The 24,532-nt window shown below is 68.5% G+C and carries 22 protein-coding genes, 1 tRNA gene, 1 other RNA gene and 2 pseudogenes; 4 read left to right on the forward strand and 22 right to left on the reverse strand.

Translation table 11 applies throughout. From position 1 onward, the window contains the following. Positions 1-60: 60 nt before the first annotated feature. The 3 genes and pseudogenes from purD to ffs all read right to left on the reverse strand — a co-directional run bounded on the left by purD (position 61) and on the right by ffs (position 4,079). Positions 61-1,338: a phosphoribosylamine--glycine ligase gene (gene purD, locus HEP85_RS19575; RefSeq protein ID WP_168528883.1), complete on the reverse strand. Its 1,278-nt coding sequence runs from the start codon at positions 1,336-1,338 to the stop codon at positions 61-63. Between the two features lie 205 nt (positions 1,339-1,543). Further along, positions 1,544-3,877, reverse strand: a pseudogene (locus HEP85_RS19580) (DNA polymerase III subunit gamma and tau). A gap of 103 nt (positions 3,878-3,980) precedes the next feature. Beyond that, positions 3,981-4,079, reverse strand: an RNA gene (ffs, locus tag HEP85_RS19585) — signal recognition particle sRNA small type. A gap of 71 nt (positions 4,080-4,150) precedes the next feature. Here ffs and HEP85_RS19590 point away from each other — a divergent pair. Continuing rightward, positions 4,151-4,238, forward strand: a tRNA-Ser gene (locus HEP85_RS19590). Between the two features lie 129 nt (positions 4,239-4,367). On the opposite strand, the gene HEP85_RS19595 is transcribed toward HEP85_RS19590, so the two are convergent. The 17 genes from HEP85_RS19595 to HEP85_RS19675 all read right to left on the reverse strand — a co-directional run bounded on the left by HEP85_RS19595 (position 4,368) and on the right by HEP85_RS19675 (position 19,692). Further along, a complete protein-coding gene (locus tag HEP85_RS19595; protein ID WP_168528884.1) occupies positions 4,368-6,830 on the reverse strand; it encodes a tetratricopeptide repeat protein in 2,463 nt (820 codons plus the stop codon). 86 nt (positions 6,831-6,916) lie between these two features. Next, on the reverse strand, positions 6,917-7,399 hold the full coding sequence (locus HEP85_RS19600) for a chromosome partitioning protein (RefSeq protein WP_168528885.1): 483 nt from the start codon (positions 7,397-7,399) through the stop codon (positions 6,917-6,919). Between the two features lie 261 nt (positions 7,400-7,660). Continuing rightward, positions 7,661-8,899, reverse strand: a complete 1,239-nt coding sequence (locus tag HEP85_RS19605; RefSeq protein WP_168528886.1) for a site-specific integrase — start codon at positions 8,897-8,899, stop codon at positions 7,661-7,663. 76 nt (positions 8,900-8,975) lie between these two features. Next, positions 8,976-9,194 (reverse strand): excisionase family DNA-binding protein, encoded by a 219-nt coding sequence (locus HEP85_RS19610; RefSeq protein ID WP_168528887.1) that lies wholly within the window; start codon positions 9,192-9,194, stop codon positions 8,976-8,978. Between the two features lie 486 nt (positions 9,195-9,680). Then, positions 9,681-11,153, reverse strand: a complete 1,473-nt coding sequence (locus tag HEP85_RS19615) for an ATP-binding protein (protein ID WP_168528888.1) — start codon at positions 11,151-11,153, stop codon at positions 9,681-9,683. 2 nt (positions 11,154-11,155) lie between these two features. Next, the gene (locus HEP85_RS19620) at positions 11,156-12,004 is read right to left on the reverse strand and encodes a bifunctional DNA primase/polymerase (protein WP_168528889.1); all 849 of its coding nucleotides are present in this window, start codon (positions 12,002-12,004) and stop codon (positions 11,156-11,158) included. After that, complete coding sequence (locus HEP85_RS19625; protein ID WP_248002000.1) at positions 12,001-13,215, reverse strand: DNA cytosine methyltransferase; 1,215 nt, start codon at positions 13,213-13,215, stop codon at positions 12,001-12,003. The genes HEP85_RS19620 and HEP85_RS19625 overlap by 4 nt, the downstream gene beginning before the upstream one ends. Before the next feature lie 134 nt (positions 13,216-13,349). Further along, positions 13,350-13,814 carry a hypothetical protein gene (locus HEP85_RS19630; protein WP_168528891.1) on the reverse strand — a complete coding sequence of 155 codons (465 nt, stop codon included), beginning with the start codon at positions 13,812-13,814 and terminating at the stop codon, positions 13,350-13,352. A 15-nt stretch (positions 13,815-13,829) separates the two neighbouring features. Further along, positions 13,830-14,024 carry a hypothetical protein gene (locus HEP85_RS19635; protein ID WP_168528892.1) on the reverse strand — a complete coding sequence of 65 codons (195 nt, stop codon included), beginning with the start codon at positions 14,022-14,024 and terminating at the stop codon, positions 13,830-13,832. A gap of 18 nt (positions 14,025-14,042) precedes the next feature. Then, positions 14,043-14,294 carry a hypothetical protein gene (locus HEP85_RS19640; protein WP_168528893.1) on the reverse strand — a complete coding sequence of 84 codons (252 nt, stop codon included), beginning with the start codon at positions 14,292-14,294 and terminating at the stop codon, positions 14,043-14,045. Between the two features lie 141 nt (positions 14,295-14,435). Then, positions 14,436-16,664: a cell division protein FtsK gene (locus HEP85_RS19645; RefSeq protein WP_168528894.1), complete on the reverse strand. Its 2,229-nt coding sequence runs from the start codon at positions 16,662-16,664 to the stop codon at positions 14,436-14,438. 85 nt (positions 16,665-16,749) lie between these two features. Next, positions 16,750-17,091 (reverse strand): RRQRL motif-containing zinc-binding protein, encoded by a 342-nt coding sequence (locus HEP85_RS19650; protein WP_168528895.1) that lies wholly within the window; start codon positions 17,089-17,091, stop codon positions 16,750-16,752. Beyond that, on the reverse strand, positions 17,088-17,702 hold the full coding sequence (locus tag HEP85_RS19655) for a GGDEF domain-containing protein (RefSeq protein ID WP_168528896.1): 615 nt from the start codon (positions 17,700-17,702) through the stop codon (positions 17,088-17,090). The genes HEP85_RS19650 and HEP85_RS19655 overlap by 4 nt, the downstream gene beginning before the upstream one ends. Next, on the reverse strand, positions 17,699-18,820 hold the full coding sequence (locus HEP85_RS19660) for a conjugal transfer protein (protein WP_168528897.1): 1,122 nt from the start codon (positions 18,818-18,820) through the stop codon (positions 17,699-17,701). The genes HEP85_RS19655 and HEP85_RS19660 overlap by 4 nt, the downstream gene beginning before the upstream one ends. After that, positions 18,817-19,161 (reverse strand): hypothetical protein, encoded by a 345-nt coding sequence (locus HEP85_RS19665; RefSeq protein WP_168528898.1) that lies wholly within the window; start codon positions 19,159-19,161, stop codon positions 18,817-18,819. The genes HEP85_RS19660 and HEP85_RS19665 overlap by 4 nt, the downstream gene beginning before the upstream one ends. Beyond that, positions 19,158-19,421, reverse strand: a complete 264-nt coding sequence (locus HEP85_RS19670) for a DUF6284 family protein (protein ID WP_168528899.1) — start codon at positions 19,419-19,421, stop codon at positions 19,158-19,160. The genes HEP85_RS19665 and HEP85_RS19670 overlap by 4 nt, the downstream gene beginning before the upstream one ends. 91 nt (positions 19,422-19,512) lie before the next feature. Further along, entirely contained in the window at positions 19,513-19,692 is a 180-nt protein-coding gene (locus HEP85_RS19675) for a hypothetical protein (RefSeq protein WP_168528900.1), read from the reverse strand. 446 nt (positions 19,693-20,138) lie between these two features. Here HEP85_RS19675 and HEP85_RS19680 point away from each other — a divergent pair, with 446 nt between their 5' ends. Next, entirely contained in the window at positions 20,139-20,471 is a 333-nt protein-coding gene (locus tag HEP85_RS19680; protein ID WP_248002001.1) for a winged helix-turn-helix domain-containing protein, read from the forward strand. A 161-nt stretch (positions 20,472-20,632) separates the two neighbouring features. Then, positions 20,633-21,880, forward strand: a complete 1,248-nt coding sequence (locus HEP85_RS19685; protein WP_211118025.1) for an XRE family transcriptional regulator — start codon at positions 20,633-20,635, stop codon at positions 21,878-21,880. A gap of 41 nt (positions 21,881-21,921) precedes the next feature. Here HEP85_RS19685 and HEP85_RS19690 read toward each other — a convergent pair whose 3' ends face one another. Further along, a complete protein-coding gene (locus HEP85_RS19690) occupies positions 21,922-23,364 on the reverse strand; it encodes a hypothetical protein (protein WP_168528901.1) in 1,443 nt (480 codons plus the stop codon). A gap of 301 nt (positions 23,365-23,665) precedes the next feature. Between HEP85_RS19690 and HEP85_RS19695 the strand changes: the two genes are divergently transcribed. Next, positions 23,666-23,836, forward strand: coding sequence for a hypothetical protein (locus HEP85_RS19695; protein ID WP_168528902.1), 171 nt, complete (start codon positions 23,666-23,668; stop codon positions 23,834-23,836). 288 nt (positions 23,837-24,124) lie between these two features. Here HEP85_RS19695 and HEP85_RS19700 read toward each other — a convergent pair. Further along, positions 24,125-24,361: pseudogene (locus tag HEP85_RS19700) on the reverse strand (hypothetical protein); the annotation flags it as partial. Between the last annotated feature and the right edge of the window lie 171 nt (positions 24,362-24,532).

A 24,532-nucleotide genomic window follows, 5' to 3' on the forward strand; every position in this document is an offset into this window, starting at 1 on the left:
TGATCAGGCCCCGGATTCCGTACAGAATCCGGGGCCCGGGGGCAGGTCGTGGACCGGGTCCTACGCCGTCGCCGCGGCTCCCGCCGAGGAGTCCGCCGCGGCCTTCGCGGCGATGTCCGTACGGTGCTGGGAGCCGTCGAGGCCGATCCGGGCGACCGCCGTGTACGCGCGGGCGCGCGCCTCGGTGAGGCCGGTGCCGGTCGCCGTGACGGACAGCACGCGGCCCCCGGCGCTCACGACCGCGTCACCGTCGTGCTTCGTCCCGGCGTGCAGGACGTACGCGTGCGGGGCGTCCTGGGCCGCCACCTCGTCGAGCCCGGTGATGCGATCGCCGGTGCGCGGGGTGTCCGGGTAGTTGTGCGAGGCCACGACCACGGTGACCGCCGCGTCGTCGCTCCAGCGCAGCGGCGGAAGGTCGATGAGGGTGCCCTCGGCGGCGGCGAGCAGGACGCCGGCCAGCGGGGTCTTCAGACGGGCGAGGACCACCTGTGTCTCGGGGTCGCCGAATCGCGCGTTGAACTCGATCACCCGTACGCCGCGGCCGGTGATCGCCAGGCCCGCGTAGAGAAGCCCGGAGAACGGGGTGCCGCGGCGGCGCAGTTCGTCGACGGTGGGCTGGAGAACGGTCTCCATGACCTCCTCCACCAGCTTCGGGTCCGCCCACGGGAGGGGCGAGTACGCGCCCATGCCGCCGGTGTTCGGGCCCTGGTCGCCGTCGAGCGCGCGCTTGAAGTCCTGGGCGGGCTGCAGCGGGACGACCGTCACGCCGTCGGTGATCGCGAAGAGGGAGACCTCGGGGCCGTCGAGGAACTCCTCGATGACGACGCGTTCGCAGGCGTTGGCGTGCTCCCGGGCCTTCGCGAGGTCGTCGGTCACCACGACGCCCTTGCCGGCCGCGAGGCCGTCGTCCTTCACCACGTAGGGGGCGCCGAAGGCGTCCAGCGCCTCTTCGACCTCTTCGGGGGCCGTGCAGACGTAGGAGCGGGCGGTCGGAACGCCCGCCCTGGCCATCACGTCCTTGGCGAAGGCCTTGGAGCCCTCCAGCTGCGCGGCCTCCTCGGAGGGGCCGAAGCAGGGGATGCCCGCGGCGCGCACGGCGTCGGCGACCCCGGCGACGAGCGGTGCCTCCGGGCCCACGACGACCAGCTCGGCACCGAGCTCCGTGGCCAGCGCGGCCACCGCGGCGCCGTCGAGCGCGTCGACCGCGCGCAGCTCGGCCACGTCCGCGATGCCTGCGTTCCCGGGGGCGCAGTGCAGGGCGGTGACGGCGGGATCGAGGGACAGGGAACGGCACAGGGCGTGTTCGCGGGCGCCGCCGCCGATGACAAGGACCTTCACGGGGTCAGCCTAACCGCCGGGGGCGAGTGCCTTTGTGGGGGCTTCCGAAGCGGGGGGCCGGCGGAGTTGGTGGGATCCTCCAAGCCGCCTTGGAGTTCCGGTTCCTTGGAGTTCCGGTTCCTTGGAGTTCCGGTTCCTTCGGGTTCCGGTTCCTTCGGGTTCCGGTTCCTTCGGGTTCCGGTTCCTTGGGCGCCCGAGGCCCGGACTACTCGTTCGAGAACTCCTCGACCACCGTCGCGCCCAGTTCGCGGACGATCAGGTCGTGGCCCGAGAGGGCGGACTCGTCGAGGTCGGGGTCGTCGTCCTCGGGAATGTCGTCCTCGGGGGCCACGGGGGCGGCGGCTCGGGGGCGGGCGGTCCGCCGGGTCTCGACGCGGGCGCGGACGGCCCCTGGCCCGTGGACGGCCCCTGCGACGCGGCGGGGCGCGAAGCCGGGGCCGCGACTGCGGGGCCGCGGGACGCGGTGCTGCTCCGCCGTATCCGGCACCGCCACCGCCGTACCCGCCACCGCCGCCGTATCCGCCGCCTGCGCCACCACCGCCGCCGAACCCGGGGCCGGGTGCCGTCATCGGCGGCGGTGCCGAGCCGCCCGAGGTGTCGACGATCGCCTCGATCTTCCACTGGATGTTGAACTGCTCGGCCAGCGCCTGCTTGAGCACGTCCTCGCTGCCGCTGCTCGCGAAGTTGTCCCGCGCGCCCGCGTTGACGAAGCCGATCTGCAGCGTCGTGCCGTCGTACCCGGTCACCTGGGCGTTCTGGCTGAGCAGGATCCAGGTGAAGCGGCGGCGGTTCTTGACCGCCTCCAGGATGTTCGGCCACAGCACGCGCGGGTCGGGGCGGGCGCCTGCATCGGTGCGGCGGCGGGCGCCGCCGGGGTGCCGGGGGTGGCGGGAGCCGAAGGCGTCCGGGGTGCCGCGGGCGCGGCCGGGGCCTGCCCGCCGCCCGCGGAAGCCGGCGTCGGCCAGCCGCCGGGCCGCCTGCCGCTGCCGGCGGCCGTCGCGGCGGGCCAGGCGCCGGGCGCGGGCTCCGACGGGGGAGCTGCCGCGGCGGCCGGAGCAGGCTCGCCCGCCTGGGCGGGGGCCGTAGGTGCGGGGGCCGGGGGCGCCGGGGACGCGGCGGCGGGTGCGGGTGCGGCCGGGGCGGGAGCCCCCACACCCTGCACCGGAGCACCAGCACCAGCACCAGCAGTGTCGTATCCCCCGTGCTCCTCGGCACCGGCGCCACCGGGACCCGGCGCCCGTACGGCGGCCCGGGCCGCGGCGGGTCCGCCGCCCGGCGGGACGCCGGGGCCACCGGGGGCCGGAGCCGCCGCGGCCGCTCCATGCACTTCGGGACCGGGCACGTATCCCATGGCGGGGGCGCCGCCACCGCCGGAGAAGTTCACGCCGCGCTCGATACGGTCCAGCCGGGCCATGAGGGCCCGCTCGTCCCCGTAGGCGGCGGGCAGGAGCACGCGCGCGCAGATGAGTTCGAGCTGGAGCCGCGGCGAGGTGGCGCCGCGCATCTCCGTCAGTCCTTCGTTGACGAGATCGGCGGCGCGGCTGAGCTCGGCGGCGCCGAAGACTCCGGCCTGGGCCTGCATGCGCTCCACCACATCGGACGGGGCGTCGATGAGTCCCTTCTCGGCGGCGTCGGGCACGGCCGCCAGGATCACCAGGTCGCGCAGGCGCTCCAGCAGGTCGGCGACGAACCGCCGCGGATCGTTGCCCCCTTCGATCACGCGGTCCACGACCTCGAAGGCCGCGGCGCCGTCCCCCGAGGCGAAGGCCTCGACGACCGAGTCGAGCAGCGACCCGTCCGTGTACCCCAGGAGCGAGGTGGCCATGGCGTATGTCACACCGGCGTCGGCCGCTCCCGCGAGGAGCTGGTCCATGACGGACATGGAGTCACGCACGGAGCCCGCGCCGGAGCGCACGACCAGCGGCAGCACGCCGTCCTCGATGGGGATGCCCTCGCGCCCGCAGACCTCTCCGAGGTACTCGCGCAGGGTCCCCGGGGGTACCAGCCGGAACGGGTAGTGGTGCGTACGGGACCGGATCGTCCCGATGACCTTCTCGGGTTCGGTGGTGGCGAAGATGAACTTGAGGTGCTCCGGCGGCTCCTCGACGACCTTCAGCAGCGCGTTGAATCCCGCCGACGTGACCATGTGGGCCTCGTCGATGATGTAGATCTTGTACCGACTGCTCGCCGGGCCGAAGAACGCCTTCTCTCGCAGGTCACGGGCGTCGTCGACGCCACCGTGCGAAGCGGCGTCGATCTCGATGACGTCGATGGATCCCGGGCCGTTGCGTGCGAGGTCCCGGCAGGACTGGCACTCCCCGCAGGGCGTCGGCGTGGGTCCCTGCTCGCAGTTGAGACACCTGGCCAGGATGCGCGCGCTGGTGGTCTTGCCGCACCCGCGCGGACCGCTGAACAGGTACGCGTGATTGACCCGGTTGTTCCGCAGCGCCTGCTGCAACGGGTCGGTGACATGCTCCTGCCCGATGACCTCGGCGAACGACTCCGGGCGATAGCGGCGGTACAGCGCGAGAGACGACACACATACGAGGTTATAGGCGCCCACTGACAACAAGGACCGCCCGCGATGACAGTGCGATGACGACGGACGGCGACGGGGACGGTTCGCCCTCACATCCCCGGCAGACGCAAGCGCCCCCCACGCACCCGCCAGAGCCAACCTACCCTTGCTGCCTTCCGGCCCTGGGGGAGTTCAGTCAGATAGCGCCACGTGAGGGGCTGCGCTCACAGTACCCGATCCGGGCGGGGGGAACGAGTTCGCGAGCACTCCTCAACGTCTTGTATTGTTTGCCCCGGAGGATTCGCCTAGTGGCCTAGGGCGCACGCTTGGAAAGCGTGTTGGGGGCAACCCCTCACGAGTTCGAATCTCGTATCCTCCGCCAGTGCCTCACCGGGCACGACTCGAAGGGCCCCACCGTTCGCGGTGGGGCCCTTCGACGTTGTCTCAGTCGTCGTTGTCCTGGTTTTTGTCCACAGCAGGCGGCCTCGGGGCCCGGACGACGGCTGGGGTACTAGACCTTGATCCCCCTAAGCACGCGCTCCGCTTCGTCGTTGGCACCGACCGCGCGCAACAACTCCGCAGCTGTCTCACGCATCGCCTGCACCTCACCATCCCCGCGATCCGCCTGCGACAAGGTCAACGCCAACTCGCTGAGCGCCTTACCTCGCCGGAAACTGTCCCCTAGCTCTTCGAACAGCGCTGCCGACCGTTTCCCTGCTTCTTCGGCCAACCCGAACTCACCACGGCCCCGCAGCGCCATACCGAGGTTGGTCCACGCCGTGGCTTGGCCGTGAGCGTCGCCAAGGTCACCCAAACCCTCGAGAGCCCGCTGGCTGGCGCCAAGAGCTTCCTCAAAGCGCCGCAGCTCCCCAAGCATGTAGCCGATGTTCATCCACGCCGTGGCTTGGCCGTGAGCGTCACCGAGGTCACCAAAACCCTCGAGAGCCCGCTGGCTGGCGCCAAGAGCTTCCTCAAAGCACCCCCGCTCCCCATGGATGTAGCCGATGTTCATCCACGCCGTGGCTTGGCCGTGAGCGTCACCGAGGTCACCAAAACCCTCGAGAGCCCGCTGGCTGGCGCCGAGAGCTTCCTCGAAGCGCCGAACTCCGGCCAGGGTGGTGCCGAGGTTCATCCGCGCCGTGGCTAGGGCGTGAGCGTCGCCGAGGTCACCAAAACCGTCGACAGCGCGCTGATGGGCGCCGAGAGCTTCCTCAAAGCGCCGAACTCCGGCCAGGGTGGTGCCGAGGTTCATCCGCGCCGTGGCTTGGCCGTGAGCGTCGCCGAGGTCACCAAAACCGTCGACAGCGCGCTGATGGGCGCCGAGAGCTTCCTCAAAGCGCCGCAGCTCCCCAAGGGTGCCGGCTAGGTTCATCCACGCCGAAGCTTGGCCGTGAGCGTCACCGAGATCGCCAAAACCCTCGAGAGCGCGCCGGTTGGCGCTGAGGGCTTCCTCAAAGCGCCGCAGCTCCCCAAGGGTGTTGCTGAGGTTCATCCACGCCCTGGCTTGGCTCGTGCGGTCGCTCAGTGCTCTGGTGGCGCCGAGAGAGATGCTGTCGACAGTCAACGCATCGTTGAGGAGTCGGCGCATATGGAGATAGCGGGTGAGAAGGCTGGGCAGTCTGGCTGCGATTCGGAAGTGGCCGCCGACATAGGCTGCCTGGATGGCAGCGACGAGGTTGGCGCGCTCGGCTTCGAACCATGCCATCGCGTGGAAGCGGTCGCGGAAACGCGAGGAGTCAACCTTGGAGAATTCACCCCTGGCAGAGCGGTCAACATGCACGGCCGCATTTGCCGCGAAGCGGGTGTAGTGCTCCAGAAGTCGCCTAAAGGCATGCCCTGTGGCGGTGGTGTAGCGGGCTGCCTGCTCATTGGCGTAGGCGCGGACGAGGTCGTGCATGCTCCACCTGCCGCTGACGGGGTCCTGGCGCAGCAGGCTCGCCTTGCCCAGGGCGGCCAGCCGTAGACGGACGTCCTTGGCCTTGCCCACTCCGCTGATTGCCACAGCGGTGTCCAGTGAGAAGTCCGGCCCAGGGTTGACCGTCAGCAGCCAGAACAGTTCCGCCTGGGGTAGGGACAGCCGACGAACCGACCGCTGCACAACGCCGCGCACCGCTCGGGAGCCATCGTCCAGCACGTCTAGCCGCCCTGCGGGATCTTCCAGGTCTGCGGCGAGGTCGGCAGGTTTTAGGGAGCGGTCGGCAACCATCTGGGCGGCGGCGATACGCAGGGCGAGAGGCAGGCATCCGCACAACTCAGCAACGCGCCGGGCACCGTCGGTGTCGGCAGCCACCCTGCCGTCCTTTGGGAGAGCGGTGCGTACGGCGGCGTCGAGGAGGTCGATGGCTTCCCCAAGCAGGAGGGTGTCCAGGTCAACGAGCTGGGCGCCGATGTGGGACAGATCGTCGCGAGAGGTGATCAGGAGGCGGTGAGGTCCACTGGGAATCAACCATTCGACCTGCTCACCGGCGGAAGCGTTGTCCGCAATGACCAGGAGCCGCTCGCCGCGGCGGGCTCGGGCGCCGAGCTGAGCGCGGTAAACGGCGGCACGCTGGGCCAGTTCCGGCGGAATCTGGGCAGCATCGACGCCGAGCTGACGCAAGACGTCGTCCAGAGCGCGAGCAGCGTCGACCGGAACGTCGTCATAGCCGCGAAGATCCAGGAACAGTGCGCCGGTGAAGGCTCCGGCTTCTAGGGCACGCCAGCCGGCGGAAAGGGCGAGGGTGGTCTTGCCGATCCCGCCCATGCCCCGCACCGCTGCCGACACGACCACTGAAGTGGCAGCGCCTGGCTCCTCTTCTCCCGCTCCTTCACGGGAGCTGAGCACCGCGAGGAGATCCTCCAGCTCCCCTGTGCGTCCCGTGAAGCCGGGCGCCACCTCGGGAAGTGGCGGAAGCTCCACTGCTTGCGCGGACGATTCAGCGAGGGGTCGGTCGCCGATGTATACGTCGCGGGCGGTGAGGTAGTGCGCGGCCATCGCCCCGTACTCCGCCGACACGTGTGACACGGATTCGGCGTCCGGAACGGGTGCGGGAGATCGGGTGGGTGTGGCGCCCGGACCGGTCAGGAGGTGGCCGCCCCGGGCTTGGGAGGGTTTCCGAGCGAGAGATCGCCCTCGACATGGACACTACCGCCAGCCATGGAAGCGTTGTCTGCCCTGATGTCCACGTTGCCGCCGACTGTCAGGCTGTAGGCCCCTAGGGTCTTGGGATCAGCCGCGCGCTTGGCGTCTTCCAGGGCCTTAACCGCGTCCTGAAGTTCTTGTGCGAACACGGCATCCTCCGTGACGGCTTCCACAAGCCCGGTCACGACGTTGCGGCGGGTGAGCGCGCTGGGCTCGCTCTGCCCGGCTGCGGCCTCCTGCTCCAGCCGTTCGACTTCACCGCCGGAGCCGAGACGGCGCACCACCAGACCATGGACCTTGTCCATCGCCGCGTCCAGCGCGTAGTCGACCTCGGCATCGGCCTGCCCACCGACTCGGCGGGCCTTGCGCACAGCCCATGCGAATACACATGCCACCGCAGCCTCGACCACGATCGTCATCATGCCCCCTTGGCATCCCCCGCCATGCCGTCGCAACCGGCACAGCAGCAGCTTCCCTCAACAGCGTGGTCCGAACCATGGCTGGACATCGGCAGCTCGCGCGTCCGTGCCTGTAACGGGGACCGAAGGCACACGCTAGTCGCCTACTGGCCACGTCATAGGCGATCTCGGCAATCTTGGCCTGCCTTGAGCACACAGTCTGGACGGTGGCGGTGGGCGTCGGCCGAGCCCCTCCTTCGCCCGAGCCGACGCCCTCTACTACAGCTATCCCCAGATGGCGTCAGCGATCTTCCGGGCCACGTCCTTGAGCATGGCGTCCGGCACATGCAGGTACCGCGCCCGCATGCTCGCGGACGTTCCTGGCTCCCACCCCATGATCTGATCAATGACGCGAGCCGGGACACCGAGCAGCATGAGCACGGTGGCGGCCGTGTGACGTGCGTCATGCAGCCGCCCGTCCCGAACCCCCGCGTCCTCCAGCAGCCGCTTCCAGTCGTGATAGTCCGTGTTCGGACTCAGCGGGCCACCCAGCAGCTTGGTGAACACGTAGTCCGACTCTGCCCACAGGTTGCCGGCCGCCTTGCGCTCGCGCTCTTGCGTCTCGCGATGCGCACGAAGCATGGCGACCACCGGGCCCGGCAGGGGCACGGCTCGCCGGCCCGCCCGGGACTTGGTGTTCTTGGTCTCGCGCCGGACCTGCACCTTGTCAGGGCAGTAACCCGCCTTCCGACCGCACGGCGAGGCTTCCGGGCACCCGTGCTCGTACCGGGGGCGCAGACGGTTCCGGCGCAGTTTCAGGTACTCGTTCTCCAGGTCGACGTCAGACCAGCGCAGTCCGAGCGTCTCGCCCTGCCGCAATCCGAGCGCCAGTGCCAGCATCCAGCGCGCGCTGTTCCGGCGCTTGTTCGCTTCGAGCAGCAGGCGCTGGACCTCTTCCACGGAGTAGGGCTCTACCTCGGATTCGTCCTCCTCCATCCGCGGCGGCTTCGCCAACGCAGCGGCGTTCTTCGCCACGTAGCCGCGCCGCATCGCTTCCCCCAGCGCGGTTCGGGCGGTGCGGTGTGCCTGGTGGGCCGTGCCAGCCTTGCGCTCGCCGTTCGCCTGCATACGGCGATAAAGGCTCTCCAGGTGTTCGGGCTGCAAGCGGTCAAGCCGGTGCTTGCCGACACCGGGCACGAGGTGAACACGCACGGCGACCTCGTAGCCGTCGTACGTGTTCTCGCTGACGGTCGGCTTGGCGATGTTCTCAACCCAATGCTGAAGCCACTTCTCAACCGTCCATGCCTTGCCCGGCTGCTGTGCCGAACCGCCGTCGCGCTGCTTCTCCAGCTTTTTGACTTCTTCGACCAGGTCATCGCGCGTCTTGCGCGTGAGGTGGCGACGGTAGGGCTCGCCGTTGTCCTTGTAGCCCATCGGGACTCGCGCGTGCCAACGGCCGTCTGCTCCCAAGTAGATGGCCGATTCGCCATTGGCCCGGCGAGTGCGCTTCTTGTTCTCCGCCACGTGCGGACTCCTTTGGAAGTGCATGGATGCAGCTCGGAGCGCCACCCCTCATCGAGTGGCGCTCCGAGACAGGGGTTCAGGCAGCTCGCCGCTGGGCCCGCAGGCGAGCGACGTAGGCGGCGGGGGCGTCGGCAGGAATCCGGCGCAGACTCCCTATCGGGATGGATTCCAGCTCGCCATTGCGAATGAGCTGGTAGCAGGTGGTCCGGCCGATGCGGAGGCGACGTGCGGCCTCTTCGACGGTCAACAACACCAACGTGGGGTCATCGACCTCACGAAGCTGAGGCGTGTCCATGGATGGGGCACTCCTTTGTCTAACTCCGAGATGAGCTGCGAGGGGTGTCACGGGCCTCACCGGAAGCCCGCGCCTGTCCGAGGTGCGGATTTCTGCGTCACCTGCGACACCTGCGTCATTTGGGCTTCTGACCTGCGGTTTCTGAGTGACGCAGCGCGGCGGGCGTGCGTCACCGGTGACGCAGGCTGTCCGTCATCGGTGACGCAGGTGACGCGGGGTGACGCAGACTTTGCCGCTCTGCGTCACCGCTGTCTGTGCAGGTCACGTGCCGTTTTCCGACCCGTGGTGACGCAGGTGACGCAGCGCTTCCTACTTAGGAAAAAGAGGAGGCGTTCTGTGGTGGTGCGAGCGCGGCTCAGAACGTGAAGAAGGAGCCGCTGCGCGGCGCGACCATCGCAGGGCGGCGCTGCCGCCGAACAGCAAGAGGAGCACACCCTCGCCCGTGGTCCTGGTGCTCCTCTTGCTTGTGCGGTCAGGTGCGGTGCGTCAGAACGCCTGTTGCTCGTGCAAGGGCAGAGCCGACGAGCGGGTCATCTCGATGTACCGGCCGCCGTTGGTGCGGCCCGATTCGATGAGGACCCCGCGCGCGGCAAGGGTGGGCTGGAGGCGCTTGAGCCGGTCGGAGAGGACTTTGCCGGTGGCCGGCCACCCCTTGGGCAGGGGACGGAAGTCCTCCCCCGCGTAGAGGCGGCTGAGGCAGTGCAGCCACTCTGTGGACGTCATCCGCTGTCCCGTGCCCGGCTCGAGGGTGCCGGCGTACCGGAGAGCGGTCTGCGCGAGGAGGTCTCCCTCGATCACGTCGTCGTTCAGGTCGTCCAGGCTGGCCCGGTACGCGGTGAGCGCCCCGAGCCCGGTGGCCGCGTCGAGCTGTGCGCACAGGCGGGCGAAGTCCGCCATCCGCAGATCGGTGGGGGTCTCCGCCTTCACTGCGCGGACCTTCGCCGTCAGGTCCAGGAGCGAGCCGAGAACGACAGGCAGAACCTCCGCGTACTCCGCCCACAGTTCAGCTTCGGTGCGGCGGACGCGGGGCCGCTCCAGTCGCAGCGGCAGGAGGCGTTCGGCGAGGTCGGGCCGGATGACTCCCACATCGATACCGGTCAGCAGCAGGGGACGCCGGTAGCCGAGGCGGAACACGTCCCCATCGGTGAACAGGGCACGCTTGACGCTCTCGATGCCGGTCACGATGCAGCACATCGCGTCGGACAGATCCGGGGTCATGTGGGAGAGGTTGTCCAGGGCCGTGACCCATCCGGCCGCGACCGCCGTGATCAGGTTCTCCTCATCCTTCGGCGCCCGGCGCAGATCACCGGTCATGCCCTCGATGATCCGCACCAGCATCCGGCCCCCGGTCGACTTCCCCGCGCCCTGCGGTCCGGTGAGGAACGGCGCCGGTACCGGCACGGACGGCCCGAGACAGCCGATCAGCCACGCGATGGCCAAGCATTCGGTTTCCGCGGTGGCGAAGTTGCACAGCCGCATCAGCAGGTCGATGCCCTTGCCGTCGGTGTCCTTCGCCGGCAGGGGAAGTTCCCCGGTGAGCTGGGTGCGGCGCCAGCACACCTCCCGCGGGTCCGGGGTGAGCACGTCCCATCCGGTGGGGTGGATGCGGACGGACTTCCCGTCGTCGCGGCCCAGGTCGAGCCACGTCGCCCCGTCGAACCCGGGGGCGACGCGGATGTGCACGGCCTGGACGTCCTCGGTCAGTGCGAGTGCTTCGATCAAGTCCAACGCCTCCTTGAGCGCGGTCCCGTTGAAGACGCCGATCCCGTCCTTGAACAGGCCGACCATGAGTTCCTGACGGTGGCTTCCGGTGGTGCCCTGCGAGCGGATCGGGCGGGCGACGGGGTGGCCGTTCTTCTGCGCGTACACGGTCCCGTCCGCGGTGCGGAAGTACCGGAAGTGGCTCTGTGCGTAGTCGGTGATGACCTCGCGGGCAGGGTTCTTGTCATCCTCGGACATGGTCACAGTCCCAACGTGGTCAGGGCGTTGGTCCACGCGGCGGTGCAGTGCCGCGGCGATTCGCCCTTGGCCTGCGCCGCTGTGAACAGTCGCGCAGCATGAGCATCGGTGAGGCAGCCGCACCGGCCGTGCGTGGACAGCACGGCGAGGAACGTCCGGTAGACGGTGGCGTGCACCGCGCTGGAGGCCGCGGTGATGCGCTGCTCGGCCATGGCGATCCCGCGATCGAGATACGTGGGTGTGCGGTGCGGACACCGACCCCGTTGCCCGCTGAGGGGCACTGAGAGCGCCTGTGGCGCCCTACGGGCCGCAGGCGGCTCCATTACTGCCAGAGCGTGCACAGCGTCCGGGAGAGCGGCCGTGACGCCGACGCCGGGACCGAGCCAACGGGCGTACGCCATAAGGGACTTGACGTCCACACCGGGGCGTACGGCGTTGGCGGACTGCATGGTGCCCCGGTAGATCCAGTGCTCGCCCCGGGTCGTGGTCACGGTCCGGGTGACGGGCAGGGTCTCGCGGGCCCACGCGATGGCGGTGGGGTCGTCCAGGTCGACCACGGTCACGCCGGCGCCGCTGGGGTGGTAGGCAACCGTCGCCGCATGCCGCCACACGGGCGCCCACGTCGCGGAGTTGAGTACATGTGGGTCGGTGGTGGCGGCGGCCCAGCCGTGGCACGGCTGCGGGCAGACGCAGGGGCCCGGGGTTTTCATGTTCGGCCGGCCGCCGCACGCGTTGCGCGCGCACCGGTGGCAGTTGCCGAACGGCAGCTTCCCTGCCCGCAGCGGCAGCACTGGCACCCCGCTCGCGGCCAGTGCGAGCGCGGTCCGAAGCGGTTCCGGGTGCGCGCTCATGCGGCGGCCTCCGGGAGGCTGGCCGTGAGGGTGTTCAGGAGCTGGCTGTAGGCGTGGGCGGCTTGGTGGATGACGACGCCGTTGCCGAGGATCTTGAGCTGATCGGAGCGGGACAGGCCCAGGTCGGGCCCAGTGACCCAGCCGGGATCGGCGCCCATCATCCATTCGACGAACGCGGGAGACAGACGATGGTTGCCCTTGGTGCCTGGTTCGGTCGGTTCGGGTGCGGGGCGGCCCAGGACGGTTTCCCAGCGGTGGATGGCGGGTCCGTAGTCGGTGCCGTTGGTGGCGATCCACCGGTCGTCGAGGCGGACGGCCTGGCCGGGCAGGTAGTAGTTGCCGGCCGTGTCGCGCTGGTTGGGTCCGCCGTGTGGCCCGTCCGATGCTTTGGGGGTGGGCAGCAGGTTGACGACCACCTCGTTCAGCGGGCGGGAGTTGGTGCCGAGCAGGTTGGAGGCGCCGGACTTCCAGTCCCGGGCGGCGGGGGTGGGCAGCAGCGTGACGGCGGTGCGCAGGTTCATCCCACCCCGCCGTTTGGGCGAGGTGCCAGGGCCGCCTGTGCCGTCGGCGGCGGCCGGAGTCGGCAACAGCCTCAAGTGCCCGTCGGGGGCAGTAAGAACACCACTTCGTCCTCCAGCGTGGGCCCGTGCCCGCCCGCCTTGCGCTTGTCCGGGTGCTGCGGTCCGCCGTTGCGTCCGAGCTGGGAGGTGGGGGTCTTCAGCAGCGGGATAGGCGACGGCGAACCAGCGGTCGCGCCGGTGGCAGGCTCCGACTTCGGGATCTCCAGCGCGTAGGCACATCCATCGTGCGTCGTACCCGATCGCGGCCAGGTCGGCGGCGACGACGTCGAGGCCCCGGGAACGGATGGCGGCGACGTTTTCCAGGAACACGAGTCGGGGTCGAAGGTGGCGAATGGCGTGGGCGACGGTTTTCCAGAGTCCTGAGCGGTCACCGGCGATTCCTCCCCGAGGTCCGGCGTTGGAGATGTCCTGGCAGGGGAAGCCGGCGGTCAGCGCAGCCGGTCGGGGCATCGTCGCGGCCAGAGCGGGCCAGTCGACGGCGGTGATGTCGCCCACGTTGCGGGCGTGGGGCAGGCGGGCGGCCAGCAGCCGGGAGGCGGCCGGGTCCTTCTCGCCGACCACGACCGTGGTCAGGCCGGTGACGGCTTCCACGGCCTGGTCCAGCGCACTGGAGCCGGTGCACAGACTCACGTTGCCTTCCTCGGAGGGGAGGGCATGGGGGACGGTTTGGGGCATCCTGGTCTCTCCACTGTTCAGTTGGACGGGTGGTGGGCAAGGGCGGCCCCGGATTCATTGGCGTGAGACGGGGGCCGCCCTTGGCGTAGCTAGCTGTAGAAGCGATTGCGCTTGATCACGGCCTTGCGGATGTTGACGGTGGTCCCGCCGCGGCGATCGCCGCCCGCGCTGAAGATCTGTACGGCGATCCATCCGCCGAAGATGACGGCGGCCAGGATGATGAGTTGGGTGATGAGGGCGGTGAGGGCGGCGATGAACGTCGTCAGGAGCAGCAGTCCGCCGCACACCGCGAGGAATCCCACGCCCCCGAGGGCGACGTTCACGGCGGCGCGGGAGACGGCCGGCTTGGCCACGGCCGGTTCCGGCTGCATGGGGTTGATGGCGTAGCCGGTGACGACCCGCCCGTCGGGCAGGACGACGCTCGCCACGCTCGGGATGCTGCCGGGCTGCATGGGCAGGAGCGGCATCGCGTGTGCGGGTGCGAGCGGGGCGGGGTGGTGGACCACGGCCGCCGTGTCGTATCCGGCCGAGCGGTAGGTGGTGGGTTCGTTCACGGCGTGGTCTCCGTTCTAGCGGCCGGTGTCGGCGAGGGCGCCGGTCACGGCCGTGACGAGTTGGTTGACGGTTCCGGCCGCGCCGGTGTCGGCGAGGTAGAAGCCGAAGAGCGCGACGACGACGGCCGCACCGGCACCGACCGCCCGGAAGCGCAGCAGCATCACGGCGACGACGGCGAGGAGCAGGACGACGGGGATGGTGAGGGTCACGGGTGTCTCCCGGCGGGGTCAGCGGGTGCCGGCGCGGTAGGTGCGCGCGGCGCGGTTGTAGATCCAGCGGCCGACGCGTATGCGCTTGCCGGTCGCGTCGCAGCGGCGGCAGTCACGACCGCGCTTGAGGCGTCCCTTGCGGTCGTTCTTGAAGGCGTGGCCCATGCCGTGGCACTTGCGGCAGTCGCCGAACGGGCTCAGCCAGCACCGACCGACGTAACCAAGCGTGACGACGAGTAGGCATGCGATAGCAAGGAGGGGAAGGCTCATCAGGGGCCTCTCGGAGGGGTTTTCGAGGGTTTCCGCAGGTGGGCCGCTATCTGCTAGCGGCCTGATCAGGTGTGGTTTGGGTTGCTAGCAGGGTTGCTACCGGTAGCGACGTCCGCCGCTACCGGTAGCACCCTCCGACCCCTATCCGGCGTCCCTGTTCTGGTTGCGCTGCGTAATCGCGGTGGCGATGTCGTCGCGCTTGATGCCGCGCTTGTTGACCTGTTCGCCGTCGATGCGCCGGCTGATCTGCCCGGTGCCGATCCCGAACGGCTTGAGCGCGGCCGTGAGGGCTTCCGCCTTCGGCTTGGCCTCCAGCTCCGCCCACGGCCCGTAGGTCTCGGGGCGCAGGTCGGCGAGCCGGTCCACGATGGTCTCGGACCACACCTTGGCCTCGCCCTTGCCGAGGACGGCGGCGACGTCGTCCAGGATCGTCGCTGACACCTCCGGTGCCGGTGCCTCGCCGGCCGCGTCCCCGGACAGGGTGCCTTCGGCCTCGCGCAGGGCGGCGGCGCGGGTGAGGATGCGGTCGGCATCACGGCCGTCGGCGAGGTAGGTGCGGACGATCCCGGAGTCATCCGACATGCCCTTGAGCAGACCGACGCCCTTGTGGGACTTCAGCAGCTTGGACGCGTCCAGACCCTCCGAGTACGAGCCGGCGCCGAGGATCGTGTCGGACACCTGGTAGGCGCCGACCCGCAGCGCGAACCGTGCCTGATGCTGGTCACGCAGCTCGGACGGGCAGGCCTTGTCGTCCGGCTTCTGCGTCGCCGTCATCACCGAGACACCCACGGCCGGCGCGACGCGGGCGAGGTAGACCATCAGGGACAGGATCTCCTTGCCGTGCTCGGGGTGGGTCAGGTACTCCTGCACCTCATCCACCACGAACAGCGTCAGGGGCATGTTCAGCTTCTTGTCCCGGCTGATCTCCGGGGTGAGCTTGCCCTCCGGGCAGACGTGCAACGGCAGTTCGGACAGCCGGTGGTAGCGGTCCTCGACGTCCGCCTTCAACTCCCGCAGCGAGGTGAGCAGGTGCTGCACCGGGTCCATGCCGTTCTTGGGCACGATGCCGAACCCGATGCGGTGGGCGACCTTGGCGAACGTGCGCCAGTCCGGCGACGCCTTCCCATCGAACACATACAACCGGACGTACGGGTCCAACGCCGCGGCGAGGGCGATCGTGCGGGCGGAGAACGTCTTGCCCTGCCGCGGGACGGCGCCGACCAGCAGGGACAGCCACAGCATCGACGCCATGACCGGGTTGCCGCGCTCGTCGACACCCCAGGGGAACGGCTTCCAGAAGTCCACCCGAGTCGCCCCGAGCAGCGGCGACTTGCCCGACGGCACGGCGAGCGGGTCACGGTCGGCGATCCAGTACGACACCCGCCGGCCGCTCGTCTCGTCCTTGTCCAGGAACAGTTGCGTCGGGGCGATGTCCATGCCGGAGGCGAGGCGGCCGTGCGCCTTCATCGCGTCCTCGAACGTCTTGCCGTAGGGCAGATCCACCACGACCCGCCATCCGTCGCCGTCCCGGCCGATCGGCCGCGGGAAGGCAACCGTCTGATCCTTGCTGGTCAGCCCAGCGACCTCGTGCGCGCGGATCACGATGTCCGAGGACAGCCGGCGCTTGCGGAACGTCACCTTCGCCATGTCGATCAGCGGCCGGTCCGCGGGCGCCCCGACCACACCGAATGTGGTGGTCAGCGTAGCTATGGCCAGCAGGAGCAGCCACGACGGCGCCATGACGTACAGGGTCAGGGCGGCGGCGAGGCCGACCATGGACGCGATGGCGGCGACGATCCCGCGCAACCGGACGCGGTCGTTGCGCTGCCGCGACAACTTCAGGTACTCAGCCGCGTCCTCCGCGGCCACGGCCGCAAGCCTGAGCGTCTTTCCCTCTGCGTCGAACACCCACCGGCCGGTCGCGGTCGACCACCGCCAGGCGCCGCGGGGCGCGTACAGGCAGATCTTCGGCGTGTAGACCAGCGGCAGCCGCACCGCGTGATACCCGACGACAGCCGAGTAGTGCCGTACCGCCCACTTGCGTACCGCGGTGCGCTGGTCAGGGAGTTTGACCCAGTCGGGCAGCACCGGGAGACGGTTCTTGTCGCGCTCCTGCATCCATTCCGCGGCCGAGGGCGGGTAGGCCTCGCGGGGCGGGTCGACCGGGGCGCCGTCGGTCAGGCCGTCGGCCTCCGGGTCGTCGGTGTCGGGGAGTTCGGCCTCCCACTCCCCCGGCTTCACCACACCCTCGCTCGGGGCGATCGGGTCGGGGTCGGTCTTCTTCTTCAGCGGGAACGGCAGCACGTCGGCCGCCGGCCGCTCGATGCCCTCCGGGTCCCCGGCGGACGTGAAGGTGGTGGTCTCGGTCACGATGTACGTACTCCTTCGGGAGTCGACGGGTCCGGCCGGCTTGCTGTGGAAGGTCGGGCGGCCGGACCCGGGATTCACGGGTGGTTCAGGCGGCGCGCTGTTCTTCGGGATAGGCGCAGGTCACGCACGATCCGAGCGAGGTGGGGATGACGTATCCGGCATCCCTACGGCACTCGGGGCAGGTGCGGCGGGCGCGCATCATCGCGGCGTGAGCCCGCCACCGGCCCGGCGTCATCGGCCGGACCGGCTTGGCGAGGTCGACGCGGTACAGGTAGGCGACCAACGGCGGACGGCCCCGCCGCCGCGGGCGTTCGAGCTGAGCGGCAACGTCCTGCCCACCGGGCCGCAGGTTCCGGGCCCGGAGTTGGCGGCGGGTGGCGTAGCCGTCCGGGGCGAGGTGCCACCGGAAAACAGGCAGCGTGCTCACGCCGCCCCACGCCGACCAGGGCGCCGTCCCGCGACCGACCCGAGCAGCCGCCCGATACGGGCACGTCGAGGACCGGACCGGCCAGAGCGTTTCGCCGCGTACATGGCCTCATCGGCGCGGCGCAGCAGCGTGGACAGATCCTCGCCCGGGTGGTCGACGGTCCGCACCCACCCGAGCGAGACGGTGGTGTGGACGTCGGGGGCGGTGTCGACGGGCCGGGCGAGGACGCGGGCGAGGGTGTGCAGCCGGTCCGCGGCCGTGCCGTCGCGGTCAACCAGGACCGCGGCGAATTCGTCCCCGCCCAGCCGTCCCACGACACCGCCGGGGCCGGTGCCGTGGGCGAGGCGGGCGGCGACCGTGGCCAGCAGCACGTCACCAGCCGCGTGGCCGTGGGTGTCGTTGATCTGCTTGAAGTGGTCGACGTCCGCCAGCACCACGACCGCGCGGGGGTCGCGCAGCAGGTGGCGGGCCCGGCGCGTGAACGCGTCCCGTGTCCACAGCCCGGTGAGCGGGTCGTGGCGGGCGGTGGTCAGCCGGCGGTGCAGCCACCGGGCGTGGACCGCCCACCCGAGCGTGGCACCGGCCGATAAAAGCGCGGCGAGAGTGCTCACGGCGCCACCGCCCCGGCGGCACGTTCGGCGAGCAGGGCGTCCCGCAGCTTGCGGGCGTTCGCCGGGGAGGTGCGCAGGGCCCGGCGGATGCCCTCGCCGGTTACCTCCTGATCGGTCAGACCGGCGGTCGCCTTGCGCGCCTCGGTCATCAGTTGCTCGAAGGTGCGCCGGGGACGGGCCGACTTCGCGGCGTCCGGTACTCGCCCGGTCGCCCGATTCGGCCGGGCCGATTCCGCCGGGACCGATCGGGCCGCCGGTGCGATCGGGACCGGCTTTACCGCCGGGGCAACGGCGCGCATCGGCTTCACGCTGGCTCCCGACTTTCCCAGGTCGACCGGGGCCGGATCGGGCACGGCAAGCCGTGTCAGCACGATCGTGGGCTCGCTCGATACAGGCAGGTCAGGGGTAGACCGTTCTCGACTACTTCCGGCTGATTCCTCAGCATTTTCGATCGGGGTGGGATCGAGTGCGGCGGGGGTGAACATCGCGGCGAGCGCGGCGTCCGCGCCGGTCGTGACGCGCTGACGCTGAACGTCCAGCAGCCTCGATCCGAGCGTCGCGTCGCCGGTCCCGACCTGTCGGGCAAGTCGCCATGACGTGCGGTCCGACCGCTTGCGGGCGCCCTTGCTGGGGTGGTTGGCGGCGCGGGCCCGGTGGTAGGCGAGGGACCGCACGACGGCCGCCGATCGGCGTTCGGCTTCCGCGTCGTGTCCGCTGGTGTGGACGACGATGCGGCGGGCGAGGAACGCGGCACCTTCGGCGGACGCGCACATGCCCATCGGGGTCACGGCGTAGATGACGGTGTGACCGGCGTCCGTGCCCGCGGTCGCGGCCATCACCGACGCGGCGGCCGGCAGGGCCCACAGCCCGAGGCGGATCGTGTGGGGCGAGGACTGTCCCAGCATCGTCAGACCGAGCAGGACCAGGGCGAGGACGGCCGTGGCGCCCTCACCGGCGGCGACCGCGCCGAGCGCGGTCCCCCGCCCGTAAGCGGCGCTGATGTTGCTGAACGTCCCCGCACCACCGGCAACACCAGTGGCGACCATCGGGACGAACGCGGCCGTCAGCACGACCTTCTGCGCCCGGCTCAACGGCCGGCGGGAGACCGTGGCGCTCATGCCGCACCCGCCCCGGACATCCGCGCGTCGGCGGAAACCTCCGTGAAGCCCATCAGCTCGATGTCCGCGCCGCCGTACTCGGTCCGTGCGCTCAGCACGCCGGTGCGGTGGTCGCACTGCACGTGGAAGTCGACCGCGTCCGGGGCGATACCAAGCGCCGCCCGCCACGCCTCGAACCCGGTGAACCCGCCCTGCGACAGGTGGAACGACAAAGCCAGTCGGTCCGGGAAGATCGAGGAAACGTCGACCACCGGGGCCGGCAAGTCCGGGAAGTCGAGCGCCAACAGTCGCAACGCCCGCAACGGCGCCGACAGGCCCTCCAGCGTGAGAACGTCGCTCATGCCGCACCGCCCACCGCGTCGGTGGTGCGGTTGGCGAGGACGCGATACTCGGTCAGGACCCGGGCGAGGGCACGCCGCACGCGGCGGGTGTCGACCTCGTTCGGGGTGCGGTCCATGGCGGTGATCTGCGCGTCGATCAGGTCGACGTCCGCCAGGATCAGCGGCATCTCCGACTCGATCGCGTCCAGTTCCGCATCCGTCGGCTCGTTCCAGTCGGCGAACGCGGTAACGGCTTCCTGAACAGTGACGATGGGACTCATTGGGTCGTGTTCTCCCTAGTCGGTGGTACGGCCCGAAGCGGCTCCGGTGCTCGAACACCGGAGCCGCGCGCCGCTGTGAGGTGAGGTCAGGTCAGTCGGTGAGGGTGATACCGGTGGCCGGCCGGTCCTGGCGGGCCAGCTCGTTGCGGATCGCGGTCGTCGCGTCCGCCTTGCTCACCGGGTGGTCGAAGCGCGCGGTGTCACTGACCTGCTCCCGGTTGCCGGTGCTCAGGTCGGTGACGGTGGCGGTGAAGCTGTGGTCCCTCTTCATGTGCTTTCTCCCGTCCGTGCCGGGTCTCTTCCGGCTCCCTGCCACCCCGCCCGTACAGCACCCGACGAACGGGACCGGACGGGCGGAGGAGGCAACCGGCCACAGCCTTTGAGCTGCGGAAAGGTCAGCCGCGCTGTACCACACACCGGGACAGAACCGGTGCGCGCCCGCCCTCTTGTGCGAGGTGGGACGGGCCTACCTGTCGACCCATCGACCGCCCGTGTGCAGGCGGCTGGATCGGCACACTGTTGAGTTCTCAACCAAGGCGCGCTCACTTCGTACTCACCCCTCGCAGGGCTTCCCTCCGGGCGCTGTTCGTGCAGGTCAAGCGGTTTCCCCGTTTAGTTGGGGCGACCTCTTGCAGACTAGCTTGCACTAGTCTGCTGTGGTGCACAACCCTCGCGGGATGATGCGCACTAGTTCGCTGTAGTGGGTACCCTCAAGACATGACTGTCACTGGAGGGCCTAAGCCGAAGGCGGTGCAGGTCGCGGATGCTCTGCGCGGCGACATCAAGAAGATGAACCCGGGGGAAAAACTCCCGTCTCAGCGAGAGTTGATCGACCGGTTCGGGTATGCGAGCCAGACCATCCAGAACGGGCTAGCTGCACTCCGGGCCGAGGGGCTGATCGTGTCGGCAGGGAACCTGGGCAACTTCGTCAGCGACGGCTCCGCCCCCGGCGACGTGCGTGATGACATCAAAGAAATCCGCTCCCAACTCAAGACGTTGACCGAACGACTCGAAGCGCTGGAAAGCCGCTCCGTACCGGGTGGCGCTTGATCTGCAACCAGCATGGGAGTAACGGAGCGTGTGAGGTAAGTGACAGGCTGGGGACGGCGAGGGGAGGGTGGGGACATGCCCGGTGACACCCCCTGTCCCCTTCCCTGTCCCCCCTGCCCCGCGCGCGAGACTCGGAGTAGAGGCACTCAGAGGGAGGGCGCATGACTGACGACAGGCCTGCATGGGCGCGGCGCATCGCTGCCGAACGACAGGCGCGGGACTGGTCACAGCGTGACGCGGTCAGGGCCCTGCGTGCTCACGCGTCCACGGAGCTGCCGGCTGAGGACAGCATGATTCGCCAGTGGAAGCGCTGGGAGTCCGGCCAGGCACCGAACGACTTCTACCAACCGATCATCGCCGCCGTATTCGGCACGGTCACGCATGCCCTCTTCCCTGCGCCGTCTCGTCGTGACGGCGACAAGGAGATCCTGGCGGCCAGCGGCATGGAAACCCTGGAGATCGTGAGTCGCCTGAACCGGTCCGACGTCGACAGCGCGACGCTCGACGCCCTCCGGATCACCACAGACCGGCTTTGCTCTGAGTACCCGTTCATGCCCAGCGGTCAGCTCCTCATCGAGGGGCGTCAGTGGCTTCGCCGCGTGGTTGACCTGCACACCAAGAGCCTCACTCTTGCGCAGCATCGCGAAGTGCTCGCACTTTCGGGTTGGCTCGCCCTGCTCGTCGGATGCGTGGAGTACGACACGGGAGACCGCCACGCGGCCGAGTCAACGCGGCGTGCAGCCCTCTCGCTCGCGACCGAGTCCGACCATCCCGAGGTGGCGGGATGGGCACACGAGATGCGGGCATGGTTCGCCCTCACGACCGGCGACTATCGGGGGGTCATCGCCGCAGCCCAAGCTGGGACCGAGACCGCAGCGCACCATAGCGTCGCCGTGCAGCTCGCTGGCCAGGAGGCCAAAGCCTGGGCGCGACTTGGGGACCGGCGACAGGTTGAAGTGGCCCTCGACAAGGGGCGCCGGCTGCTCGAAGGGATGCCGTATCCCGAGAACCTGGACAACCACTTTGTTGTCGACCCCGCCAAGTTCGACTTCTACGCGATGGACTGCTACCGCCTCGTTGGGGAAGACCGACTTGCGCGAACGCTCGCTGAAGAGGTTCTTCGTGCGGGAACAGACTTCGACGGCACGGAGCGATCCCCCATGCGCAATGCCGAAGCACGGGTAACTCTGGGTGTCACCGCCGCCCGGGAGGGCGACCTTGAACAAGCCGTCATCCACGGTGAACACGCCCTGCGGGGCGAGCGTCAGTCTGTCCCGTCCCTGATCATGACCAGTCGAGAACTCGCGGCCATCATGAGGCAGCGCTACAGCACTGAACCGGCTGCCCAAGACTACCTAGGCCATCTTCAAGACCTAGGTAGGACAAAGCCGGGATTCCTTCCATCCTGAGGAACTCAAAGGAGATAGTTGGCACCTTACGGTGCCTAGGTTCAAGCGTCTCCCGCATCGGCTCCACTGCCCTCATCAGGAAGCTCCTCAGGCTCTAGGGATTGAAGGGTAGTCCGGGCTTGTTGAATTTTGACTTCAAGAAGCTCGAATTCCTCCTTCGCGGTTCCGACGATTTTATTCGCCTCCCGCCTAGCTTCTGCGATGGCTTGGTCGGCAGTCTGCTGCGCCAAGGTGAGAACCCTATCGGCTGAACCCGGAGGGTAAACTATAGGGCCACCCATAGGGCCACCCATAGGAATTTTCACGTGGCCAGGCACGTAGCTATCCTCAGGGCCCCAGTAGCCACCTGACGCATATGGATCTGAGACGTGCGGGCGCGGGCTCTTCGCGACTCCCCCCGTAGGACCGCCCATGCCCATGGAGCCAAAGGCATCGCCGCCGAAATTCAGTTCGGAGCCATACCCCGGTAGCCCCATTGTTTCGGAAGCGTCATGTACGTCTTCGTTCCCTCTATCCAGGTACATATCCATCTTCTCGATGGTGCGATCAATGCTATCCAGCTCGTTTGTCTCAGTATCGAGTAGGTCGCCAGGGTTCGCCGGCAGGCCGGAAGGTGAAGCCGCCGCAGGATCGGAGTGCCCCTTAAAGGCTCGCTTCAGCGATAGCTCCAACTCCATCGCTTTGCGAGCCGCGAAATCTGCAACAGCCTGAGCCTCATCCCGCTCCCGCTCCGCCCGCTCAAGCCTTTTCTCCAGCTCCTGTCGTTGGATTGTCGCGCGCTCCAACTTTTGCCGGAGTTGCCGCATATCGCCACGATCCTCGATATTCGAGAATTCCGTCAGCACATCTATTCTGCGGTTCAGTTCGGCCACCTTGGCCGTACTGGCACTAAGCAAAGAAAAGGCTACGGTGTAAATCTGTACCGCTTGCACGCGACCTCGCTCACTCATTTCGTACGCGTGCCACGCTTTTCGCATTTCTTCATAAACGCCAATGGTTTTCTGCTGCGATCTGACTAGATCTTGCATCGAAAAGTCGGAATCCAGCGTAGCCGGGGAGTCACCGTCCGAACCTTCTTGACTCGAATCCAATCGGTTCGCATCACCAACCGCCGTTTCCATCAAGAGGACATCGGCGAAACGCGGCCCGGGGTCACCTCCGCACGTTTTGTAAGCACGAGCCCATTCGATTACCATCGCCGATACTTCGTCACGCGAGAGCCCGTGATGTTCGCCCCAGATCAGCACGAGAAGTTCTACGTACTCCCACTTTGGCTTAGTATCCTTATTGGCAACCAAATTACTCCAGGTTCCGACACTCGGCGAAACATGAAGCCCCGGGATTTTTTTAATAAACCTCTCTCCCGCCTTCGGCAATTTTTCAAACGCAGGACAGTTTCTACGAAAATCGCGAATGGCCCTTCGATATGAGTTCCAGTTCCACTCATCCTCAGAACCGAGAAATTCCCGCCACGCACCAGTCATTGCTACCCCCGAAAACGATCACAACGTCCTTCAACCTGACGTAACTTTCTACACCTCGAAATCATTATCCTTCAGCGTCCCGTTCAAACTTGCCCGCCACCAGCAACAACGGCCTGAATGACGAGCTGATGAGACTCTGGCCTGGCCGTGCGCTGGATGTGAAGGATCACTTCCGAGAGCCTTGAGTCATGTAGCCGCCGGTCGCGACAGACGCCACAGGGCCTGATTTGAACGGGAGTGACTAGTGAATAACAACGGACAAAATCCATCACTGAACCAGCCGAGCACAAAGGAGAAGGTGATGTCCATCGCAATTGCGATGTTGTGCGGCATGGTAGCGAGCCTGATTACAATCATCCTCCATCAGCACCTCGGCGCGGGTCGACTCGAGACGACGGGATACGCGGGTGCATCCTTCCTCGGCGTCGCGAGCTTTGTGAAGATGGTTGCAGAGAAGCTCGGAGTGCTGTAGGTGGCGACAAGGTCGCCATGAGTTCAGGCAGCGGGGCCCCATACATGACCAAGGTGTGGATCTTGAGACTCGTGAGGATCTAGTCGCATCCGCACTCGTAGACGTCTGTCCTTGTCCTGCTTTTTGTCCAGTGCGCCCGCGGACATCGGCGTTCACCGCCGTACACACCCCGCCTCTGATCTGCCCGGTGAACCCCCGCGAATGCTTCCGGACGGTTCTGCGCACAGTTGGAAAGCGTGTTGGGGGCAACCCCTCACGAGTTCGAATCTCGTATCCTCCGCCAGTGCCTCACCGGGCACGACTCGAAGGGCCCCGCTGCTTGCAGCGGGGCCCTTCGACGTTGTCCGTCTCAGTTGGATTTTTCTTGGCTCCGGGCAGCTCCCAGAGCGCTTGTCCGACCTCCTGCGCGACTTTCCGGAGCATCGGCCCCGTGACATGCATGTACCGAGCGCGCATCCGGGCCGCTCCCCCTGGCTCCCATCCCATGATCGCGTCGACCACGACGTCCGGGACGCCAAGGATCAAGCACCCGGCTGCGCCGACGCCCGCCCACTGTGGATAGGCCCGGAGGTCATGAGTCGAGCACCCGACGTACGCGGCCACCGGTCAAGGACATGCCTCCGGCGGGAGATCGGCCGACACCGGGATGGAGGGGGCGCCGTTCCCAGCCGCGGGCACATCGTGGCGAGCGTCGTG

It is taken from the genome of Streptomyces sp. RPA4-2, from assembly GCF_012273515.2.
GTDB classification, from domain to species: Bacteria; Actinomycetota; Actinomycetes; order Streptomycetales; family Streptomycetaceae; genus Streptomyces; species Streptomyces kaempferi.